Source organism: Vibrio sp. 10N.286.49.C3, assembly GCF_041469545.1.
Classification (GTDB): Bacteria; Pseudomonadota; Gammaproteobacteria; order Enterobacterales; family Vibrionaceae; genus Vibrio; species Vibrio tasmaniensis_A.
In genome coordinates, this window is sequence record NZ_JBFRKT010000008.1 from 180,545 (window position 1) to 199,912 (window position 19,368).

14 protein-coding genes are annotated in these 19,368 nt (G+C 44.2%); 5 read left to right on the forward strand and 9 right to left on the reverse strand.

The genetic code is table 11. The features are described from left to right. Positions 1-18: 18 nt before the first annotated feature. Positions 19-807, reverse strand: a complete 789-nt coding sequence (locus AB4180_RS03715; protein WP_009845792.1) for a phytanoyl-CoA dioxygenase family protein — start codon at positions 805-807, stop codon at positions 19-21. 596 nt (positions 808-1,403) lie between these two features. On the opposite strand from AB4180_RS03715, the gene AB4180_RS03720 reads away from it, so the two are divergent. Continuing rightward, positions 1,404-2,594: a GGDEF domain-containing protein gene (locus tag AB4180_RS03720; RefSeq protein ID WP_102249412.1), complete on the forward strand. Its 1,191-nt coding sequence runs from the start codon at positions 1,404-1,406 to the stop codon at positions 2,592-2,594. On the opposite strand, the gene AB4180_RS03725 is transcribed toward AB4180_RS03720, so the two are convergent. The 4 genes from AB4180_RS03725 to AB4180_RS03740 all read right to left on the reverse strand — a co-directional run bounded on the left by AB4180_RS03725 (position 2,581) and on the right by AB4180_RS03740 (position 7,603). Then, positions 2,581-3,462, reverse strand: a complete 882-nt coding sequence (locus AB4180_RS03725) for a DMT family transporter (RefSeq protein ID WP_102249411.1) — start codon at positions 3,460-3,462, stop codon at positions 2,581-2,583. The two genes, AB4180_RS03720 and AB4180_RS03725, sit on opposite strands and share 14 nt — an antisense overlap. 185 nt (positions 3,463-3,647) lie before the next feature. Further along, entirely contained in the window at positions 3,648-4,979 is a 1,332-nt protein-coding gene (locus AB4180_RS03730) for an MFS transporter (RefSeq protein ID WP_102249410.1), read from the reverse strand. 217 nt (positions 4,980-5,196) lie between these two features. Further along, complete coding sequence (locus AB4180_RS03735) at positions 5,197-6,708, reverse strand: DUF1214 domain-containing protein (RefSeq protein ID WP_102249409.1); 1,512 nt, start codon at positions 6,706-6,708, stop codon at positions 5,197-5,199. 106 nt (positions 6,709-6,814) lie between these two features. Continuing rightward, a complete protein-coding gene (locus AB4180_RS03740) occupies positions 6,815-7,603 on the reverse strand; it encodes a hypothetical protein (protein WP_009845788.1) in 789 nt (262 codons plus the stop codon). A gap of 130 nt (positions 7,604-7,733) precedes the next feature. Between AB4180_RS03740 and AB4180_RS03745 the strand changes: the two genes are divergently transcribed. Further along, entirely contained in the window at positions 7,734-8,660 is a 927-nt protein-coding gene (locus tag AB4180_RS03745) for a LysR family transcriptional regulator (RefSeq protein WP_102249408.1), read from the forward strand. 43 nt (positions 8,661-8,703) lie between these two features. On the opposite strand, the gene AB4180_RS03750 is transcribed toward AB4180_RS03745, so the two are convergent. Both AB4180_RS03750 and luxM read right to left on the reverse strand, forming a co-directional pair. After that, entirely contained in the window at positions 8,704-11,361 is a 2,658-nt protein-coding gene (locus tag AB4180_RS03750; protein ID WP_102249407.1) for a response regulator, read from the reverse strand. Then, complete coding sequence (gene luxM, locus AB4180_RS03755) at positions 11,358-12,545, reverse strand: acyl-homoserine-lactone synthase LuxM (RefSeq protein ID WP_102249406.1); 1,188 nt, start codon at positions 12,543-12,545, stop codon at positions 11,358-11,360. The genes AB4180_RS03750 and luxM overlap by 4 nt, the downstream gene beginning before the upstream one ends. 428 nt (positions 12,546-12,973) lie before the next feature. On the opposite strand from luxM, the gene AB4180_RS03760 reads away from it, so the two are divergent. Continuing rightward, complete coding sequence (locus AB4180_RS03760) at positions 12,974-13,366, forward strand: cystatin domain-containing protein (RefSeq protein ID WP_102249405.1); 393 nt, start codon at positions 12,974-12,976, stop codon at positions 13,364-13,366. A gap of 122 nt (positions 13,367-13,488) precedes the next feature. Here AB4180_RS03760 and AB4180_RS03765 read toward each other — a convergent pair whose 3' ends face one another. Both AB4180_RS03765 and AB4180_RS03770 read right to left on the reverse strand, forming a co-directional pair. Next, positions 13,489-14,067 (reverse strand): hypothetical protein, encoded by a 579-nt coding sequence (locus AB4180_RS03765; RefSeq protein ID WP_009845783.1) that lies wholly within the window; start codon positions 14,065-14,067, stop codon positions 13,489-13,491. Between the two features lie 216 nt (positions 14,068-14,283). Continuing rightward, a complete protein-coding gene (locus AB4180_RS03770) occupies positions 14,284-15,882 on the reverse strand; it encodes an isocitrate lyase (RefSeq protein ID WP_102249404.1) in 1,599 nt (532 codons plus the stop codon). Between the two features lie 141 nt (positions 15,883-16,023). On the opposite strand from AB4180_RS03770, the gene AB4180_RS03775 reads away from it, so the two are divergent. Both AB4180_RS03775 and AB4180_RS03780 read left to right on the forward strand, forming a co-directional pair. Next, positions 16,024-16,977: a LysR family transcriptional regulator gene (locus AB4180_RS03775; protein WP_009845781.1), complete on the forward strand. Its 954-nt coding sequence runs from the start codon at positions 16,024-16,026 to the stop codon at positions 16,975-16,977. Between the two features lie 155 nt (positions 16,978-17,132). Further along, entirely contained in the window at positions 17,133-19,316 is a 2,184-nt protein-coding gene (locus AB4180_RS03780; protein WP_102249403.1) for a malate synthase G, read from the forward strand. Positions 19,317-19,368: the final 52 nt, after the last annotated feature.

A 19,368-nucleotide genomic window follows, 5' to 3' on the forward strand; every position in this document is an offset into this window, starting at 1 on the left:
TGTAACTGCTTTCATCGTTTACGAGCACAACATCGATTTCAAATGCAGCGTGTTCATAAACAATCTTGGATCGGTAATATTGCTCAACATGGCTGGTGTTGGTAAACAGTCATCATCAACGTAGTCGACATAGTCTGCCGCCGAATCAAAGATCAAAATATCCAAAGCCAAACGATCCAAGCCATATCGGCCTCGGTGGATCATATCCGCTGAAAAAACCAATAAGTCACCGGCGGCTAATGGTATCTGCTTACCACCAGAGATGTCATCGCTGCTCACTTTGCCGTTTTCTTCTTGGCGAACATTGTACTCTTCTTCGTTATCCCAACGTTTGTGCGTGCCGGGGATAAGCTCCATACCGGGCTCATCAAAAAGGGGCACTCGCAGATGCAATACCTGGGTTTCCATGATGACTTTCATTTGGTCATCAACGTCGTAGTCGTATTGACAGTCACGATGCCAGAAGTCTTTTTGTTGCGGATTTACCGGGTTGAAGAACAGCTGTGTATTCATGAATGCTGGTTTGTTCGGAATCACCGCATCAACCACGTTCATCACTTGCTTCGAGCTGATGAAGTCGAAAAGCACGCTTCTATCGTCGGCGAGCAAATATTCGCTTCCCGTAATTAAAGACGAGTTAAATGCTTCTTCTTTATAGAATTCTTCGTTGTCTGCTTTCCATGATTCATGGAATTTCAGCACGACTTTTCTAAGCGATGCAATTTGAGCTTCATCGAAATAATTTCTGATAACAAAGTAACCATGTTCGTCGTAACGGTCACTTAATTGTTGGCTGTTTTCTACCACTGATTACCTTCGTTCATTCTTTGCTGTGTAATAACTAGGGGCTGTTGACCTTTCGTGGTTAAGTTTTGTTCGGATGGGGACGCCTAGTCAAAATCGTTTTAGGCGCGGCGAAGAGTATGTAGCCTAGTCACTCTAAGCAAATATTCTTCAACAAAGCATAAAACGATTTTTGTGGGGGCGCCTAGCTCGAACCCTTCGGGCAGCTCTTGTGGTTCATTTCTACTGCGTTATCGGCTTTTCATGTAGGCCAGCTACACGTCAAAGCCTCTTCCTTGTATAAATTTCCCACAAGATGCTGCAAAACCCAGCTCGAAAGGTCAACAGCCCCTAGAGATTTCTTGGGCGCATAATGCCAGACAGTCGTCATTCAACCAAGTAACGAGTGCAGAAGCCTGTAGATTCCGTGATGCTATGAAGCCATATGTGGACGAGTTTTACATGCCTATTCAGATCATGGACTCATGCGACAAGAATCTCTGCATATGTGATCTATCCCTTATTTTATAAAATACAAAGATTCATATAGTGAATGTTTCTTTGGTTTGTATGATTATTAACCATGTTGAAATTTGGTTGCGTATGGAAGATAGAAAATCATGGATGGTTTTTCGCTGGATATGAGAACACTTAATTTTATTATTATTTTGTTCTCTTTCATTTACTGTATTGGCTTATTGTTATTTCAATTCACGCAACAGCCGATTAAAGGGCTTTCAATCTTTTCCATTTCAATATTTGTTATCGGAACTGGGCCGTTGATGTTAAGCCTAAGAGGGGAGTTCCCTGATTGGATCACCGTTATTGGTGCCAATATGGTCATTGCGCTTGGTTTTCATCTCGCTTTGTATAGCTTATGTCTGTTTCGAGAATACTCTCTCAAATGCACCTACCTCAGTAGTCTAATGATGTTGGCTCTTTTGCCATGTTTTATTTACTTCACGTTCTATGAGCCTTCCATCAAGGCTCGAATTATCCTCATTAGTTTATATCTGGCTTTTGTGACTCTTTGCACTGCCTTTGCGGTATTAAAGGGCCGGCGTGATGACTTGACCCTAGGTATTCGGATGATGGCCTTGTCATTTACGATATATGGCGGGTTTATGGTTTTCCGAGTAATGGTGACGCTATTTTCAGCTGAGTTGCAGGATTTCATGGCGGCTGCACTCATTCATCAGCTTGCCTTTTTAGTGAGTATTGTTCTTATCGTATCGATGAGCTTCACGATGCTCTGGTTGATTAATGCAAGGTTGCTTAGGTCTATTCATGACCTATCTTACAGTGACCCTTTGACGGCACTTGGAAACCGCAGAGCATTAGATGAAATGGTACCAGTCATCATGAAGCAGGCGGGGAGTACACCTGTCAGTGCCATTATGATGGATATTGATAATTTTAAGTCGATCAATGACCAACACGGACACATTGTGGGTGATCTCGTGATCAAGTCTTTTGCTGAAATGGTTCAAAGTGCGATAAAAACATCGCCCAAAGCCAGTGCGTTTCGTTTTGGCGGAGACGAGATAATGATTTTATTGCCTAATGTCGATTTTCAACAAGCTCAGGTTATTGCTTGTAAGCTGCGATTGTCTATTTCAGAGATCTCAGCAGTGCAAGGAAATGAGATGTTTCTGACGTCGAGTTTTGGTGTTGCTCAGCTTCACCCACATGAGAGTTGGAATGGGTTTATTAGCCGAGCCGACAAAGCGTTATATCAAGCGAAAACAAACGGTCGCAATATGACTTCAATTTGTCCTAGTCATATTAACGAGCTCGTCACTGCCACATAACCAATACTGCTGCGATAGAAAGCAAGATGAGCGCAAGAATGTCTTTGCGCGCGATGCTTTGCCCTAACCAGAAATAGGATATCAACACCATGAAGATCACTTCGACTTGCCCGAGTGTCTTTACGTACGGCACGGCTTGAAGCGACATCGCGCTAAACCAACCCAGAGAACCGATAACACTCGCTAAGCTTGTCATGATGACTAGTTTCGACTTCTTGAATATCTGGCGCAGCGTGTCTCGCTCTCTGAAAAAGAGATACGTACAGATAATCACTGTCTGAAGGGAAATGACGAGGAACAGCACCCATGCAGCGCTATGAGGGAAGGGTAACCCGATACTCAAGCTTGCTTCACGTACCCAAAGAGACGTTAAAGCAAAAGCGGTACTACACGCCATACCTAACAAAAATACTTTCGGAGACAAGCTTCGCCAGCCAGAAGCGCTACTCATGATTAGTACGCCTAACGTGCCAATAAGCACGCCGACCCAACCTGTTAGTGTCAAAGCAGTACCAAAAAACAATACGGATAACACAGCAGATACGGGGGCTTCACACTTGGCTAAGCCTGCTCCTATCGCATAGTTTTCGAGCTTAAATAACATCACCATTAACCCGGTCGCGAGGATCTGCATAATGGCTGCTGCAATAATGTAGAAAACAAACTCACCCGAAAAATCCGGTGCGGAGACTGGCTGCCATTGATAGAGGGCGTAGAGGTAAATAAGGGCGATTGGGCCAGCCCAAATAAAACGCGCCAACGTCACGCCAGCCACACTCATGGTGCCACTTAACTTGCTTTGAAAGGCATTGCGCCAAGATTGGCTGAAGGCTGCGAGAAGAGTAAAGGCTATCCAACTAAATGACATGACGCTTCCGTGTGTTATATAAAATTATGATTATATTAACAAATTTAACCAATAGAAGAAGGGGCTTGTTTGTTTATTGAGCGTCTATTTTCAGGCGATAGTCTATTTGGGTAAATCAGAACTTTGTGCGAGCTAACCTTTGAAGAGTCAGTTCATTGAACTTCAAAACAATATAGCTAGCCGCCTCAAAAAATGGGCGCTTTTCGGTTCTTGAAATAGAACAGTGCGCTGATCGTAATGAACAGCAGAGTGAAGTAATAGAAAAACGAAGACAGTGAAGCTAAGAAAGCGAGGTTCTGTTCTATTTCTTGTTCGGTGTAGCCCTGAGACACCAGTTTATAGTAGTAAGCGTACAAAATGCCGATCAGCCCATATCCGAGATTAAACATCAGGCCTTTGAAGCTGAGAACGGTGGCTCTGTTGTGTGATTCCGTTTTTTTGTTCAGATGGTAGCTGATGAATATGTTCATTGTCATGATGATAAAGATCAGTACCAGTGCAGGGAGCACACCATAGACCGACCAACCTAAACTGATCCAATAGTAGGTCGCCATGTTCGCTAAACCCATAACCACAATGAAGGTTTTAGGTTCGATGCTTTCTGCCAACCTACGGCTTTGCCCCGCCAATATGATTTTAAGCAAACTGATCCCCGCGCCAATAAAACCGAAGTAGATAATAGGAATATCGATGGCGAGATAATATTGGCTGTTCATGGTTAGGAACATTCTTGAGGTGTGTTCGAACAGGCTGTAATACAACAACATGAACAGCACGTAAGGCGTAGTAAGTACCCACTTACCTGTGTCAGCTGTTAATTTAAGGCTGGCGATGGTGGTTGCCAATTTGATTTGGTCGTTTGGCATTACCTTTTTCTCTTCGCGCATATTAATCGCGGCATAGATGGCGATCATCGCTACAAATAGGGTGGCGAACACAGGAATACGCATCAGATCTTTAGTGCTTTCTGGTTCAGATAGTCCAAGGAAATGAAAGATGTTCGCCATAAAGTTCACGTCGTACATCGCCGCGCCAATTAGTGTGACAAAGATACCGACCGTTGAGGCGACACGAAGCTGAATTTGCAGCACTCGCGGCCACAACTCTTCATTGCCTTGTTTTTTTAAGGTGTCGTAAGCCAATGCCTCGTCAGCACCGCTGGCCAGTGCCATCGCTAAGCCACTGAGAATCCGGTTAATTAGAAAGACTATGAATACCAAGTCGGGGTTTCCGGTTGGTACTAGCGCTATCATGGCGATCTCAACAAACATCACAATCGAAGACAGCACCACCAGTTTCTTGCGGCCTAAGGTATCGGCGAATGCACCCGACGGTACTTCAGCAAGCACAATGGTGGCCGCCCAAACTACATTGAGCATCGCGAATTGAGACAGGGTTAACCCGTAATCTAAATAAAGTAGGGTGAATATAGGGTAGTAAAAACGCGCAAAGTAGCTGCTTCTAAACATTAAGAAGTAGCGGACATTGGGAATGTTAAGGATCTCTTTGAGCGTCATGATAATTTCAGTAATTTAGATAACACATTATTATGTATAACCCTTTTACTCTTTTAAATCATGGAATTGTTTCAAGAATCAGAAAAACAACTAGTTGAGTTTATTTCGCAGCGCCTTTGAAGGCTAGAAAGGTAGCAGGATTAAAAAGAGGAGCGCTGAGGCTCCTCTTTTATCGTAGGCCGCAGTGAACTTTATCGTTAGTACATAGACTTAACGGCTAGTCCACGCGCTTAAAGTTAGGCAATAAGGTTTCTGGCTGTTGCGCTACAAATGCTTTACTTGGTGAGTAAGCGCGGAAGTAAACAAACCAGTTTTCATCTTCTCGGGTTTGCACCCAATTCGCTTCATTTACACCAGCAGGCTTAGTTGGCGAGAAGTGGAAGGTGTAATTGCCTTGCGAATCTTTAACTGTCCCTTCAATGTTAGAACCCACGTCGGCACGCTCAATTTCGTTGTCGATGATGGCGCGGTTCTCGACGTTGTAGACAGTGATGGTCCAGAATAAATCGGCGAAATTTACATCTCCATCTAGCGTCAAAGTATAGTGGTTACTGCCATTTAGCCCTTTGCCATTGTCGTCACGGTAGTTGTCTAGGTAGATCTGTCCCCAACCGCCATTTTCAAAACCGTGCATTGCAATGTCGTTAGTGACGGCTTCATAAAACCAAGCTGCACGTCCATCGAGGTCCATACCATAGTGACGGTCTTGGTTTGGTGTTGAAGCCGTTGCGATTTCCCACGAATTCCCTTCTTTACCGTAAGCCGCATGTGGTAGACGTTCTGTTTTGTTGAAATCGATATTCTTAACCATAGCTTCCCCCATGATTACAGCTTGTTCTAAGATGTCACGCTGCTGAGCTGATGGGGTAAATGCTTTGCCTTTTTCAATACCTAGTGGGCGTAACATGTCGTGCATTATGCGGTCGCGCTCTGCCACAGGTTCGGCTTGGATCGCTTCATTCAACGTATCCCAAAATGCCATACCACGTGGGTGCTTAGCATCGTCACCACGTTCAGGGAAGTTCACGCCTTTGCTACTGAGCGGCTTGCCGTTAAGGTCAGTAATTTTTAATGCTTCTAAGTCTTTCATACGTTGCTGATCTGACTTAGCCATTAAGCGAACACCCAAGAAAACATTATTGGTATCAGACTCAAATACTTTTGCGCCTTTTGGCAGGTTACTCGGCGTTTCAGAACCTTTGGCTTTTACCACGTAGACGCCCGGCTCAGTCATCTGAGAAATACCGATTTGCCACATAGTGTGTACTGCGCCGCGCAGTTCATTTGTGGGGATTTCTATAATAACGGGCTCTTTCTCTACGTTAAACCAAGTAATCGCGTAAGGCGTAGAGGTATTGTAAGTTAAACCTCCTAGCTTAGATTCATGAGACTCAACATAAGTAATTTGACCATCCTCTGCACCCATGTCGGCATAGGCTTGTTTCCATGCGTAGTTTGACACCAAAGGCACAGACCAAATGTAAGCTTGTGACGCGCGTTGATAGTCCATCAGTTCGAACAGTTTTGCTGAGCTTTCTTGTGTTGGAATGCCATGAAGAAAGTCGGTTTCGAAAGTAAAGTCACCTGCACGCGTTTGGATCGTTTCTGTCGCATCACCGTTGCCTGCTATCGCTGTGGCTGAAAACAAGGCTGTTACAGAAACTAGCATGGCAGCTGAGCGTAATGGGCAAGTGAAACTACCAACAAAGGCTTTAGATATCATATTCATAATGTGTCCTCAAAAAATCAAAATTATTCGTCAAAACGGGAATGGCTCGTCGAACAGAAATCATTGGTTCAAACTGAAAGAGCTCATCCAAGCAGAAAGTGACTGCTTAAAACTGATAGTTAAATTCGATGCGGTGATCACCGTCTTCGATACTGGTGTTTTCTGTCCAATTTGCAAAATAACGAACGTTCGCCCTTGGGTTAATCTGGTAGCTCGCAGCAAACTCATGTGCGAGTACAGAATCACTGCCCTCGAATCCATAATCTTTGAACGTTGATGAACCAGACATCGTGCCTAAATACATAGGGTTATAGTTCAACCAAATCTTGTCGGTAAGTTGCATTTTTGCGTACATACCCGCCACGTAGAAAGTACCGTGCATGTTGTAGCGATCACGAAGTTGATCCGCGTCGAGGTTGCCTCCAGAGCCTTCAACCAACTCCTCACCTGCAGCAACACCGACACCCGCAAGCGGATAGAAATTAAACATGCCCATTTGTGGAAGAGCCTGTATAAAGCTGTATGACGCACTACCTTGATTACTATCGAAATCCCAAGACATATCGACTTGTGTGCCTCGACCATTGGTTAAGTCTACGCCGAAGTTTCTGAAACGAATCGAATCGATACTGTCATCTGCGCCTCGGTCATTCCAACCAATGGCTTCACCAGCGATGCCTTTGACTTCGAAGACATTCATACCCATGGTCGTATCGCTACCAGTGTCATAGGTTTGCCCGATTTTCAGGTTTAAGCCTTTGTCTGTGTAACCGAAGCCACCTTGTGTATAGACGGCTAACGGGTCTGACATATCTTGAATTTCGGCTTCTTCCGCGAACGCGACACTTGCCAGAAACAAAGGAGTTAGAGAAAGGATTGAACGTTGTAATAACATAGATGCCTCATAAATTTATCTCACTACATCCGTGTACTGCGTGAAGGTGAGGTAACTATACAAAGTGGACATCGTTAAGTTAATTCATATAAACTTAATCATTCGTTAAGTAATGGTTTATGGTTTGGGTATGAAACTGAATAATGTCGATTTGAACTTATTGAAAGTGTTTGTGGTGGTGTATCAGGAAAAAAGCTTGCGCAAAGCAGCTGAAAAGCTGTTTGTCTCGACACCAGCGGTAAGCCAAAGCGTCAAAAAGCTTAAGGAATCATTAGGTGAAGAGCTATTTGTTTTGTCCAATAAGCAGTTTCTCCCGACGCCTTATTCTGATGAACTGTATCGACGTGTATTTCCACTATTGGACGGGTTGCTCACGGCGATAGAAGAGGGTAAACAGTTTACTCCTGCCGAACTAAGCGAAGATTTTAAGATAGAGGCGAACCCGCACCTTTTGCCTTGGTTAACACCCTCTCTGTTTCATCAACTCTCAGATGAAAGTCCACTTTCGAGGTTGATTAGTCATACTAGCTCCCAAGATTCACTGGAAAGACTTAAGAGTGACGAGATTGATTTTGTTATTCACTTTGAAGCTGAAAACCTGCCCGCCGAGATCATTGCTGTGCCTCTCGTGACCCTAAAATTTGTATTGGCAGTAAGAGTCGACCATCCTTTTAAAGAGGATGTAGCACAGATTGATGATTTGTTGTCCTTTCCATTTGCGCATGTTGACCTTGCTTACTTCGATCAAAACAAACACTCGCGATTGGAAGAAGAAGTTTTAAGCCAAGGTAAATCGATTAATATGGCGCTTCGAACGACGTCAGTTGTTGGGTTAATAGAAACGATTAAGCATTCCAACATGATCGCACCCTGCATGCCTCCGGTGATCGAACAGCACAAGGGAGTATTGCGCTCGATTGTGATTGAAGGATTAGAAGAAGATGCAGAGAAAATGGAGGTATTTGCCTATCTTCATAAGAAAAACCAACATTCTGCCAAATACAAGTGGTTACTGGATTTGATCGAAACGGCGATGATTGAGGCCAACCATCAGTGAGTTCTAATCGTTTTTTTTAATTGATTCACTTAACCGTAGTCAGCTATTCATTTTCTGTTTCTTTAGAAGCGTTTGGCGCCCAGCCTTTCTCTAGCCAGTTGTCCAGTAGGTGTTGCAGTGCGTTCAAAGAGGTTGGCTTCTCTAGGCGACCGTCCATCAGTTTTCTGATCATGTCTAGCTCTCGTTGTCCTGATTCACCAGACAAAGCAATAATTGGTGTTTGAGGTGAGCGCGCCTTGATGATCTGGCTTGCGTCAAAGCCATTCATTATCGGCATTTGTACATCCATTAAGATCAAATCAACTTTGTGTGATCTGAACAGCTCGACAGCATTTTCCCCGTTTTTAGCTTGCAAGCTATTTACGCCAAGTCGGCTCAGGTACATCTGAACAAGCGTGCGTTGCACTTCTTTGTCATCAACAATAAGTACCGTCGGTGCAAGATGGCTTGATGCTGGTTGATTTTCTGCTTGCGAGCGTTCTGTTTGCTTACTTTCTGTTAGCGTACTTGCCGGTTCAGGTTCTATATCACCGCTTGGAGTTTGGCTCTCTGGTTTTACATCAGCTTCGGCTTTATCTTCCGTCGATTGGTTGTGTTTCCAACCGTTGAAATAAGGCGTACGCAGCGTCTCCGCTTTTGGAGCATTGGGTACAATAGGGAAGTACAGGTGAAACTCAGTAAATTCACCAAGTTTGGAATGGCATTCCACTCTGCCACCAAATGAGCGCATCACTCGTTGGCAATAACCCAGTCCTAAGCCGCTACCACCGCTTTTTTGGAAAGAGAAAAAGTCATCAAAGACCTTATGAACAATGGCTTCGTCAATGCCGGGGCCGGTATCACGAAATGTGAGAACGTTCTCGTAAGATCCTGTTTTGGTGCTGATCTCAATTTGGCTGTCTGGGTAAGAATCAAAGTAATAGATTGCATTGCGTATCAGATTGAAAATGACGAAGTTGAATAGAGTTTCATTTAGTTTTGCCACAAAATCAGCGTGTTGTGGTAAACGAATTCGCTCAATGATCTTCTCGTTCTCAAAGCCATAGTGGCTGACGGCTTGGTCCACGGCCTTGTGGATAGATGTCATGGTGATTGGTCCATGCTCAGGCGAGCTGTCACTGACTTCTCGTAAGATGATATCAATCAGTTGCCGCCCGCGTTGAATCGCTGCTTGGCCATTCTCAATGTCAGTCAAGATTTGTTGAGTTGGTGCTTGATTATCAATGTGCTGCTTTAACACCTCAAAATGCAGTTGCACTTGAGCGAGTGGGTTACGCATCTCATGAGCGATCGAGTTAGCAAGAGCACGACTTTGGCGAATTCGTCTATCGGCTTCGATGGTGCTTTGTACACGCGTTAACAAGGTTTGCAGTGCAGAGATTTCTTCATTAGAGAACATACGATTGTTGCTTTTGTGCGATGATACTAGCAAGTGTGTGACTGATTTTTTGTGTCCGAATAGTGGTATTACCAACGCGGTGTTGTTCGAACTCATCTTGTCATAAAGTGCTTTTAGCGACCGTTTAGCGAGCGCAGTATCATCTAGCTCTTCAGAAAGCTCATCGAACACTAGAACGGACTCTTTGCTAGATAGGTAATCTTCGTAGAAGGTTTCGTTGTAATTACTGTTAACTAGTCGAAGCTTATCTTCTGGGATTTGCAGTTGGCGACCTAAACGACGCATGGCATCGTCAATCGACAACTTAAAGCCTTCTTCTAATGCGAGTATCTGTTGTACCGGTGTCTTTTTGTTTCTATAGACAAGCAATGAGGAGTAAGGACTTACACGTTTGTAGATTGGACTCCATGTAATGCCGATAATCGCGCAGATGGGTATCGCTAATAGCCATTGGTTACCGTCGGTTAGGGGAATAAATACCGTACAAAAAGGTATCACTAAAATTGCACACACCAGCAGCACATTAAGGCTTATGTATGTAAGGTATTTAAAACTGTAGAAGCGAGAGGTCAGCAGAGCATAGCCTACAAACAACATCTCACTGAGCGACAACGCTGGGGGGAGCCAGGTGAGCGAGAAATCACGTAGGAAATAGGCAACGCCAATGTGAATCGTTGCTGTAGATAGCATGAATACCAAGATACCTGTAATCATGTAGTTGGTTTTGGCTAATGTTAGTTTGCTGCTATTGGCACGCATGGTCACTAGATTAGTCAGTGTAAGGGCAATCAAGCTGATAACCCCAATGAAAAAGTAGGGTGTATGCGGGCCAAACTCGATCACGAATTGGCTTGGAGCCGTAATGGTGACATCTTCTACCGTTAACCCTGGGGTCAAATTGATATAGAAAGAGTAGCCCGTCATGCTCGCGAGAGTAGTTTGTTGCCACCTATGGATTTTACCACTGCGGTTTTGGGCTGCGAGCTGACACGAGAAGTAATACGCAAAGGCAAAAGCAAGGAAAGAGCTGAGGTTGGCCAACTTTGCTGCGAATATGGCTGCTGTGGTGCCAAGTCCTGGCAACAAGCCAGTGTGGAAGTAGGCATTACTGCTGATCCACGTAATAATACAGATGGAATATGCGATGTAAGGTACATGGTGTGTCCCCACTATCGCTTCGTTCTTTTGTTTAAGGCGATAACAATAGTAGAACAGCCACATTACAACAACAGCGACCGTTGCAAGCAGAGTGATGGCTTTAGCATAGAATATCGCCTCTAGCCCAAGATCAAACGTCTTCATATTATTTGCCACGCTGTATTTTTATTTTCACGGAGGCACCGTCTATAGTCTCGAAAGTTGACATGATTGAATGCCTTCAACATCAGTTCAATATTCCATAACCCGCGGTAAGTCAGTAAGTTCGTTTCGTTCAAGTCACAAGACCCTAGCGGCAAGTATGCTTGTGGTTCGATAGCCTTGTAAAAATCGAGTATCAAAGGTTGATCTATAATGGTGAAACCAATTTTATAGCCCGCTTGATGTAACAAGTTGAGCATCTCTTTTTGAGCAAGATAAAGGAAGTAGACTTTTTGTTGAATATTTCCACTCACGGTTAGGCGTAGAATTTCACATACAGCTTGCATTTCGGCTAATTGTAATTGGAACTTATTATCGAACTCTGGAATAGAGTCACACTTTGATAGGGCCGGCGGAGTAAAAATATGTAGCTCTGCAAGTCCCTCATAGCCACATCTGGATAAACTGTACTTCCATTTGTCGTTACAGAAAGGGGGGGCGTAGCTTAGCCAAGTTTCATATTTTGACCAATCTTGAATTAGGGCTGAAGAGACTAGGGTTGGAAAGGCTTCATCTGTTGGGTGTTTGAGTAGAATAAAGTGCTTACCTGTTTGTGATAAGTGGAGTAAAGGTAGCATCTCATACCACTTCTCACCTTTAATAAAAACCTCAAGGTTGCTTAAAGCAATAGCATCGCTGATTGGTAGTCCTTGAGGGCGAGTTGGCGTTTGTACTATGAGTTGACTATTTTCTATTTGGTCAATGATCACACCATAGTAAGCACTATCTTTAATGGGTAGATCCATAGGATAAAGGGCATGGGTGCTTAATGGTAATTTTGCTTTGATTGCGGAAATTTCACATTCACACCAAAAGTCCAACCAATGTATATAGCATTGCCCTACAGCTTCCTCTAAGAGAGCAACTTCTGCGGATAAGGTATTTGGATAGCGCTGAACCAGATCGCGGTAGTCCATCACTTCAAACATTACTGAGTCGCTTTTTGTTTGATGTTCAGGGAAAAGCAATTCTATTTGGCTTCGACGATGTTCTGCCACTGTTTTGAAAAGAGCCGTGCGCTGTTGCGGTTGATAAGTGTCGAGTACGAGTTCAACCAGAGCGTGTTGTTTTTTTTCGATAGGCAGGCTGCTAGCCAACATTGAACCTAAAGACGACATTAATTCCATGTAGTGAACCGCCTAAGTTTATCTAATTATTTTTATGTGACTTGTACCCGTTTATGAGAGATGTATCTATGGCTGATGTTTGAGAGTAGTTACTTTATAAAGTTGTCCTAACTTTTTGTGCGTTTCGTTTCTCAAAAACAAGCTGCATTTAAAGTGGGAGTTTACTACTTGTACTAATCCTAAACAACATGGTTTCGCCATTTTTCAATCAATTCATGAACCCCTAAATTAGTGTATTCTCAAATACTTACTTGTCTGCTTATTGTCCGGCTTTGGTTTTCTGACAGTGCTCTGTATTTATAGATTAGTTACACCATAATCTCTGATGAAGTGATGACATTCGAGGTTTAAGCTTGCCTGCATATGAAACATCATTACGGGTAATCTCTCGTAAATGACTGACTGAATGAACGATGTAGAGAGGATTTATGAAAAAAGTACGATTAACATCATTACTTGGATTAGCAACTGTGTTTAGTGTTGCTGTGTTAGCTGGATGCAGTCAGGAGTCTGATGCTCCCGTGCAACCGCAAGAGAAAGCGAATCCGATCTGTAACACTAAAAACCTGACAGGTGGTTGGTCGCAAAGCGCTATCACACCACAAGCTAAGCAAGCTTTAAATGCAGTTCTTGGCCAAATGAACACTTCAGCTGAGCTAAAGCAGATTCTGAGTGTGCGAACTCAGGTTGTCGCGGGTTTGAATTACGCTATTGAGTTTGAAATGGATAATGGTGAAGTGTGGAATACCGTTGTGTATCGCTCACTACAAGGTGACATTGAAATGACGCAACCTGCACAGCAAGGTCGTCTGTGTCCATAGATCAACTGGTCCATAAATTTACTGGTCTATTGATTAACTAGCATGTAAATAACTTCGCACATAAAAAATGGCTCCTAATTAGGAGCCATTTTTATTCTACTTAGAGGCGTTTTTAAACGTTATTAGTTTGCCAATGCGGGTTCCGATAACTCTTGAACACAAGCTCGGCTGATGTCTTCATCAATGTAGGCCATCCCAAGTTTATTCAGATAGTCCATACGATCCGCAGTGCGAAGCTCGATGTCGGGGCCTGCAATGTTGTTGGTTTGATAAATTTCAGTGAGGTGAGACATGAATTGCTCACCCACACTCATCATCAATAGGCTCATTGCGCCCACGTCCGGCCTTACTTTGGCACGTTGCTTTTCCGATAGGTTTACCGCTAACACGATAGGCTGTTCTTCACCTTCGAAGCGAACACCTCGCTCACGAACGGTTTGTTGAGCCCAGTAATACGCCAGTTCTTTACTCTGAGTGAGAAACACTGGCTCAACCGATTCGGTATAGTTGTTGCCGATGGTCGCCATGGTTTTTGAAGCTGCTTCGTTGAGCGCTTTGTCACCAGAGCGTTTTAGGCCTTGGCCTTGAATAGAAGCCAATAAAGCTGAAGATGTGCCGTGATACCAAGTATCACCCGTCGCGAAACCATTCTCTGATAACAGTGTTTTTGCATCTTGTAGGTGTGTTGGTATTGAAGTCATAGGCACTCTCAACAAATAAGAATCTCAAAAAATAACAATGTGGTTAGCTTAAACAGAAGTTGTTCGGTTAACCGTGGTGTGGAACACAAATCTGAGGCTTTGAGATAAAGCTGGCAGTACAAGCTTTATCTCAAAGCCTTCCCCCGGATCTTACCTAAGTAAGAGAGAAGGGCGGGGGAGGCTTTAGCGTTAACGATTAATCAAGAGCGTTAGCGACTAATCAAATTGATTAGACGTATTCGCTTCACCCGCTGCTTTTAGTGCATTTTCACCAGCAAAGTATTCTTTGTGGTCGTCACCCATGTCTGAACCAGACATATTTTGGTGTTTAACACATGCGATACCTTGGCGAATCTCTTTACGTTGAACATTAGCAACGTAGCCCAACATGCCTTGGTCACCGAAGTATTCTTTTGCAAGGTTGTCGGTAGACAGTGCTGCTGTGTGGTAAGTCGGCAGAGTAATCAAGTGGTGGAAGACGCCCGCTTCGCGAGATGCGTCCGCTTGGAATGTACGAATCTTCTCGTCAGCGCTTGCAGACAGTTCAGTTTCATCGTATTCCGCACTCATTAGGCTTGCACGGTCGTAAGCTGATACATCTTTACCTTCTGCTGCCATTGCATCGTATGCTTGTTGGCGGAAGTTTAATGTCCAGTTGAATGATGGAGAGTTGTTGTAAACCAGTTTCGCATTAGGGTGTACTTCACGTACGCCGTCCATCATCTCTTTGATTTGACCGATGTGTGGTTTCTCAGTCTCAATCCAAAGAAGGTCAGCACCCGCGTTGATTGCTTCAATACAGTCGAATACACAGCGGTCTTCACCTGTACCTTCGCGGAATTGGTATAAGCCTGAAGGCAGACGCTTAGGACGAACTAGCTTGCCGTCACGGTTGAAGCAAACATCACCTTCAGCCATATCTGCAACATCAATCTCTTCAACATCTAGGTAAGAGTTGTAGATGTCACCTTGGTCGCCTGGCTCTTTCACTACCGCGATTTCTTTTGTTAGGCCAGCACCTTGTGAATCGGTACGAGCAACGATGATGCCGTTGTCGATGCCTAGTTCAAGGAAAGCGTAACGAAGTGCGCGAAGTTTTGCGTGGAAATCAGCATGAGGAACCGTTACTTTGCCGTCTTGGTGACCACATTGCTTCTCATCGGCTACTTGGTTTTCGATTTGTAGACAACATGCACCCGCTTCAATCATCTGCTTAGCCATTAGGTAAGTCGCTTCTGCGTTACCGAAACCTGCATCGATATCCGCAATGATTGGTACTACGTGTGTTACGTGGTTGTCGATTTTGTCTTGGATTCGGTCTTGTAGATTCACATCGCCTGCTTCACGAGCTGCATCCAATTCACGGAATAAACCACCTAGCTCACGAGCATCGGCTTGGCGTAGGAAGGTGTATAGCTCTTCTACTAGGCCTGCAACGGATGTTTTCTCATGCATAGATTGGTCTGGAAGTGGACCAAAGTCAGAGCGAAGTGCTGCTACCATCCAACCTGAAAGGTATAGGTAACGACGGTCTGTCTTGCCATCAAAGTGCTTCTTAATAGAAATCAGCTTTTGTTGGCCGATGAAACCGTGCCAGCAACCCAGAGACTGAGTGTATTGAGAGCTGTCTTCGTCGTAAGCCGCCATGTCTGCACGCATAATATCTGCCGTGTATTGCGCAATATCCAGACCTGTTTTGAATTTGTTTTGAGCTCGCATACGAGCTGCAGATTCAGGGTTGATTGCATCCCATGGAGCACCAGCAGCGCTTTTTGCAACTTCAATCTTTTCGATATCTTGTGTAATTTGCGACATAACTATTCCTTAGTTTCACGTGGACATGTTGGCCAATTTGGCGAGGTCATTTGATTTGGATTAAATCTAACCATGGACAAAGAATAACCATATATGTGATAATTTTGTTAATTTATAGTTATTATATTCGGTATTTTTCTTATGAATATTGCTCGTATAGACCTTAATTTACTTGTGTATTTAGACATGTTGCTACGTGAAAGAAACGTAACACGAGCAGCAAATCAGTTAGGAATCACTCAGCCAGCCATGAGTAATGGCCTGCGTCGATTACGTGATCTATTTGAAGACCCGCTGTTGGTGAGAACCAGTGAAGGGATGATACCGACCGAGCGAGCACATAAACTGCAGCCATTGATTAGAAACATCTTGGCGAATGTAGAAAAGACATTGCAGCCGACCACGGAATTTAATGCAGAAGACAGTGAACGTGTGTTTCGTATCATGGCGAGTGACTATGCTGAGTCGACCATTATTCAGCCGCTATTAAAAAAGTTGAGCGAGATAGCACCGAAAATACGCTTGGATATTATGACGCCAAGTGACGTGAGTTATCAGGATGTGGAGCAAGGCACTGTTGATATTATCATCAACCGTTTTGACGATATTCCACAGTCGTTCCATCAGATGAGCCTTTGGCACGACGGGTTCTCTTGCCTATTTAGTTGTGATAACCCGATAGCGGACAACTTCGATATTTTGTCTTATCTAAAGGCGCAACATATCTGGGTAAGTAAGACGGGTATGGGCACCGGCGTTGGGATTAACCCAAGCGAAGCGCAAAAGCTTGGTTGGATAGATGAAGCATTAATGCGCATTGGCAAAACGCGTAATATCACGGTGTTCACACGACACTACCTGTCGGCGATTCTCTTCGCTCAACAGAAGAACCTGATCCTGACCATTCCAACCAAAGCAGCACAATTGCAGCGCAACAACCCTCGGTTGTTAATCAAACCTGCGCCATTTGCTATTGAACCCTTCGAGGTGAAGATGGCGTGGAGTCCATTGCTACAAACCAATCCAGACCATCAGTGGATGCGCCGATTGATTAAAAGCGTCGCCAATGAAATAGAGAGTGGTGTGACGGAATAACACAGTTTGTAGGGTATTTTTTATATGAATATCCAGTATAACTGGCATAAATTAGCTAAATTTACGCCCGTTAAGTAAGTTTAAATGAGTTATTGAAATTTAAGTCAGTTAAGTAAATATATTGAGTAGTCATCAGTTAGCTTGAGAGAGATTTTATGAGCAGTCGTATTCAACAGGGAAGCTTGAACATTGATAGCACCCTCTACCAATTAATTAATGATCAGGTCATTCCTGGAACAGGCATTGTCGCTGAAGACTTTTGGCAATCATTTGCAACCATCCTTGAAGATTTGGCTCCAAAGAATCGCGCATTGCTTATCAAGCGCGACGATCTTCAACATCAAATTGACGTCTGGCACCAAGAGCGTGCAGGCCAGACCCTAGATGCAGCAGAGTACAAACAGTTCTTGCAACAGATTGGCTACTTAGTCCCTGAGGGCGAAGATTTTCAAGTAACCACCGCAAGTGTTGAGCCTGAAATTGCAACACAAGCAGGCCCGCAGCTCGTTGTGCCTATTATGAATGCACGTTTTGCACTTAACGCGGCTAATGCGCGTTGGGGCAGTTTATACGATGCGCTCTACGGTACCGATGTCATCAGTGAAAGTGATGGTGCAGAAAAGGGTGGAAGTTTTAACCCTGTACGTGGCGCTAAAGTAGTGAGCTACGCTCGAGGTTTCCTTGATGATGCTGCACCTCTCAACGGTGTTTCCCATAAAGACGTAACCAAATACAGCATCAGCAACGTCAGCATTGGCAATACACTAACAGCGACCTTAGATAACGGCGAAGAAGTCACTCTAATCGATCGCAACCAGTTCATTGGTTACCAAGGTGATGCGAGTGCGCCTTCAAGCATTCTGCTTAAGCACAATAATCTCCATATCGAAATTCAAATTGACCCGAGCGCGCCAATTGGCAGCGTTGATGTGGCTGGTATTAAAGATGTGTTGGTGGAATCGGCACTGACTACGATTATGGATTGCGAAGACTCAGTAGCTGCCGTTGATGGTGAAGATAAAGCACTGGCTTACCGTAACTGGTTAGGCTTGATGAAGGGTGACCTGCAAGAGTCGCTAGAGAAAAACGGCAAAACCATCGTTCGTAACCTCAACCCAGATCGTCAATACACCAGCGTGACGGGAGGCGAGATCTCGCTGAAAGGCCGCAGCATGTTGTTTATCCGTAATGTGGGCCATCTAATGACCAACCCTGCCATTATTGATGCTGACGGTAATGAAGTACCTGAAGGTATTATGGATGGCATGATCACTTCGCTAATCGCGATGCATGATTTAAAAGGTAACAGCGCGTACCAAAACTCGACCGCGAACAGCATCAATATTGTTAAACCTAAGATGCATGGTCCTGAAGAAGTCGCGTTCACCAATGAGCTTTTTGGCCGTATTGAAGATGCATTAGGGCTAGATCGATTCACGATTAAAGTCGGCATCATGGACGAAGAACGTCGTACTTCAGTCAATCTTAAAGAGTGTATTCGAGCGGCTAAAGATCGTGTTGTGTTTATCAACACAGGGTTCTTAGACCGAACGGGTGATGAGATTCACACCAGTATGGAAGCGGGACCATTTGCTCCTAAAACACAGCTGAAAACCATGACTTGGATTGGCGCATACGAAGATCAGAACGTTGATCTTGGCTTAGCTTGTGGCCTGCAAGGTAAAGCCCAGATTGGTAAAGGTATGTGGCCAGAGCCAGACAATATGGCCAAGATGATGGACGCGAAAATCGGACATCCTCAAGCGGGCGCAAATACTGCTTGGGTTCCTTCTCCAACTGCTGCGACTTTGCATGCTCTGCACTATCACAAGGTGAGTGTACCAAGTCGTCAGAAAGAGCTTCGTGAGCGAGTGAGAGCGAACGTCGATGATATTCTGACTATTCCGCTATTAGGTAATCAAAAGCTGACAGCTCAAGATATCCAAAACGAATTGGACAACAATACGCAAGGTATTCTTGGTTACGTAGTGCGTTGGATTGACCAAGGCGTCGGGTGTTCTAAGGTGCCAGATATTAACGATGTAGGTTTGATGGAAGACCGCGCTACGCTGCGTATTTCGAGCCAACACATTGCGAACTGGTTACGTCATGGGATCTGTAATGAAGCCCAAGTAATGAAAACCATGAAGCGCATGGCCGCAGTAGTTGACGAGCAAAACGCTAGCGACCCGAGCTACCGTAATATGGCACCTGACTTTGAAAACAGCATTGCATTTTCAGCAGCGTGTCAGTTGGTATTCGAAGGCTGTGCTCAGCCTAGTGGTTACACTGAGCCAGTACTGCATGCTATGCGTCTAAAACTGAAAGCGCAGGGATAGAGAAGCAACCCAATAACAAAAACAGAGAATGTAAAATACTAAAAAAAAAAGA

Coding starts and splice junctions, on each gene's coding strand:
- AB4180_RS03720 (WP_102249412.1), top strand. CDS start 1,404: ATGGATGGTTTTTCGCTGGATATGAGAACACTTAATTTTATTATTATT.
- AB4180_RS03725 (WP_102249411.1), bottom strand. CDS start 3,462: ATGTCATTTAGTTGGATAGCCTTTACTCTTCTCGCAGCCTTCAGCCAA.
- AB4180_RS03730 (WP_102249410.1), bottom strand. CDS start 4,979: ATGACGCTCAAAGAGATCCTTAACATTCCCAATGTCCGCTACTTCTTA.
- AB4180_RS03735 (WP_102249409.1), bottom strand. CDS start 6,708: ATGAATATGATATCTAAAGCCTTTGTTGGTAGTTTCACTTGCCCATTA.
- AB4180_RS03740 (WP_009845788.1), bottom strand. CDS start 7,603: ATGTTATTACAACGTTCAATCCTTTCTCTAACTCCTTTGTTTCTGGCA.
- AB4180_RS03745 (WP_102249408.1), top strand. CDS start 7,734: ATGAAACTGAATAATGTCGATTTGAACTTATTGAAAGTGTTTGTGGTG.
- AB4180_RS03750 (WP_102249407.1), bottom strand. CDS start 11,361: ATGAAGACGTTTGATCTTGGGCTAGAGGCGATATTCTATGCTAAAGCC.
- luxM (WP_102249406.1), bottom strand. CDS start 12,545: ATGGAATTAATGTCGTCTTTAGGTTCAATGTTGGCTAGCAGCCTGCCT.
- AB4180_RS03760 (WP_102249405.1), top strand. CDS start 12,974: ATGAAAAAAGTACGATTAACATCATTACTTGGATTAGCAACTGTGTTT.
- AB4180_RS03765 (WP_009845783.1), bottom strand. CDS start 14,067: ATGACTTCAATACCAACACACCTACAAGATGCAAAAACACTGTTATCA.
- AB4180_RS03770 (WP_102249404.1), bottom strand. CDS start 15,882: ATGTCGCAAATTACACAAGATATCGAAAAGATTGAAGTTGCAAAAAGC.
- AB4180_RS03775 (WP_009845781.1), top strand. CDS start 16,024: ATGAATATTGCTCGTATAGACCTTAATTTACTTGTGTATTTAGACATG.
- AB4180_RS03780 (WP_102249403.1), top strand. CDS start 17,133: ATGAGCAGTCGTATTCAACAGGGAAGCTTGAACATTGATAGCACCCTC.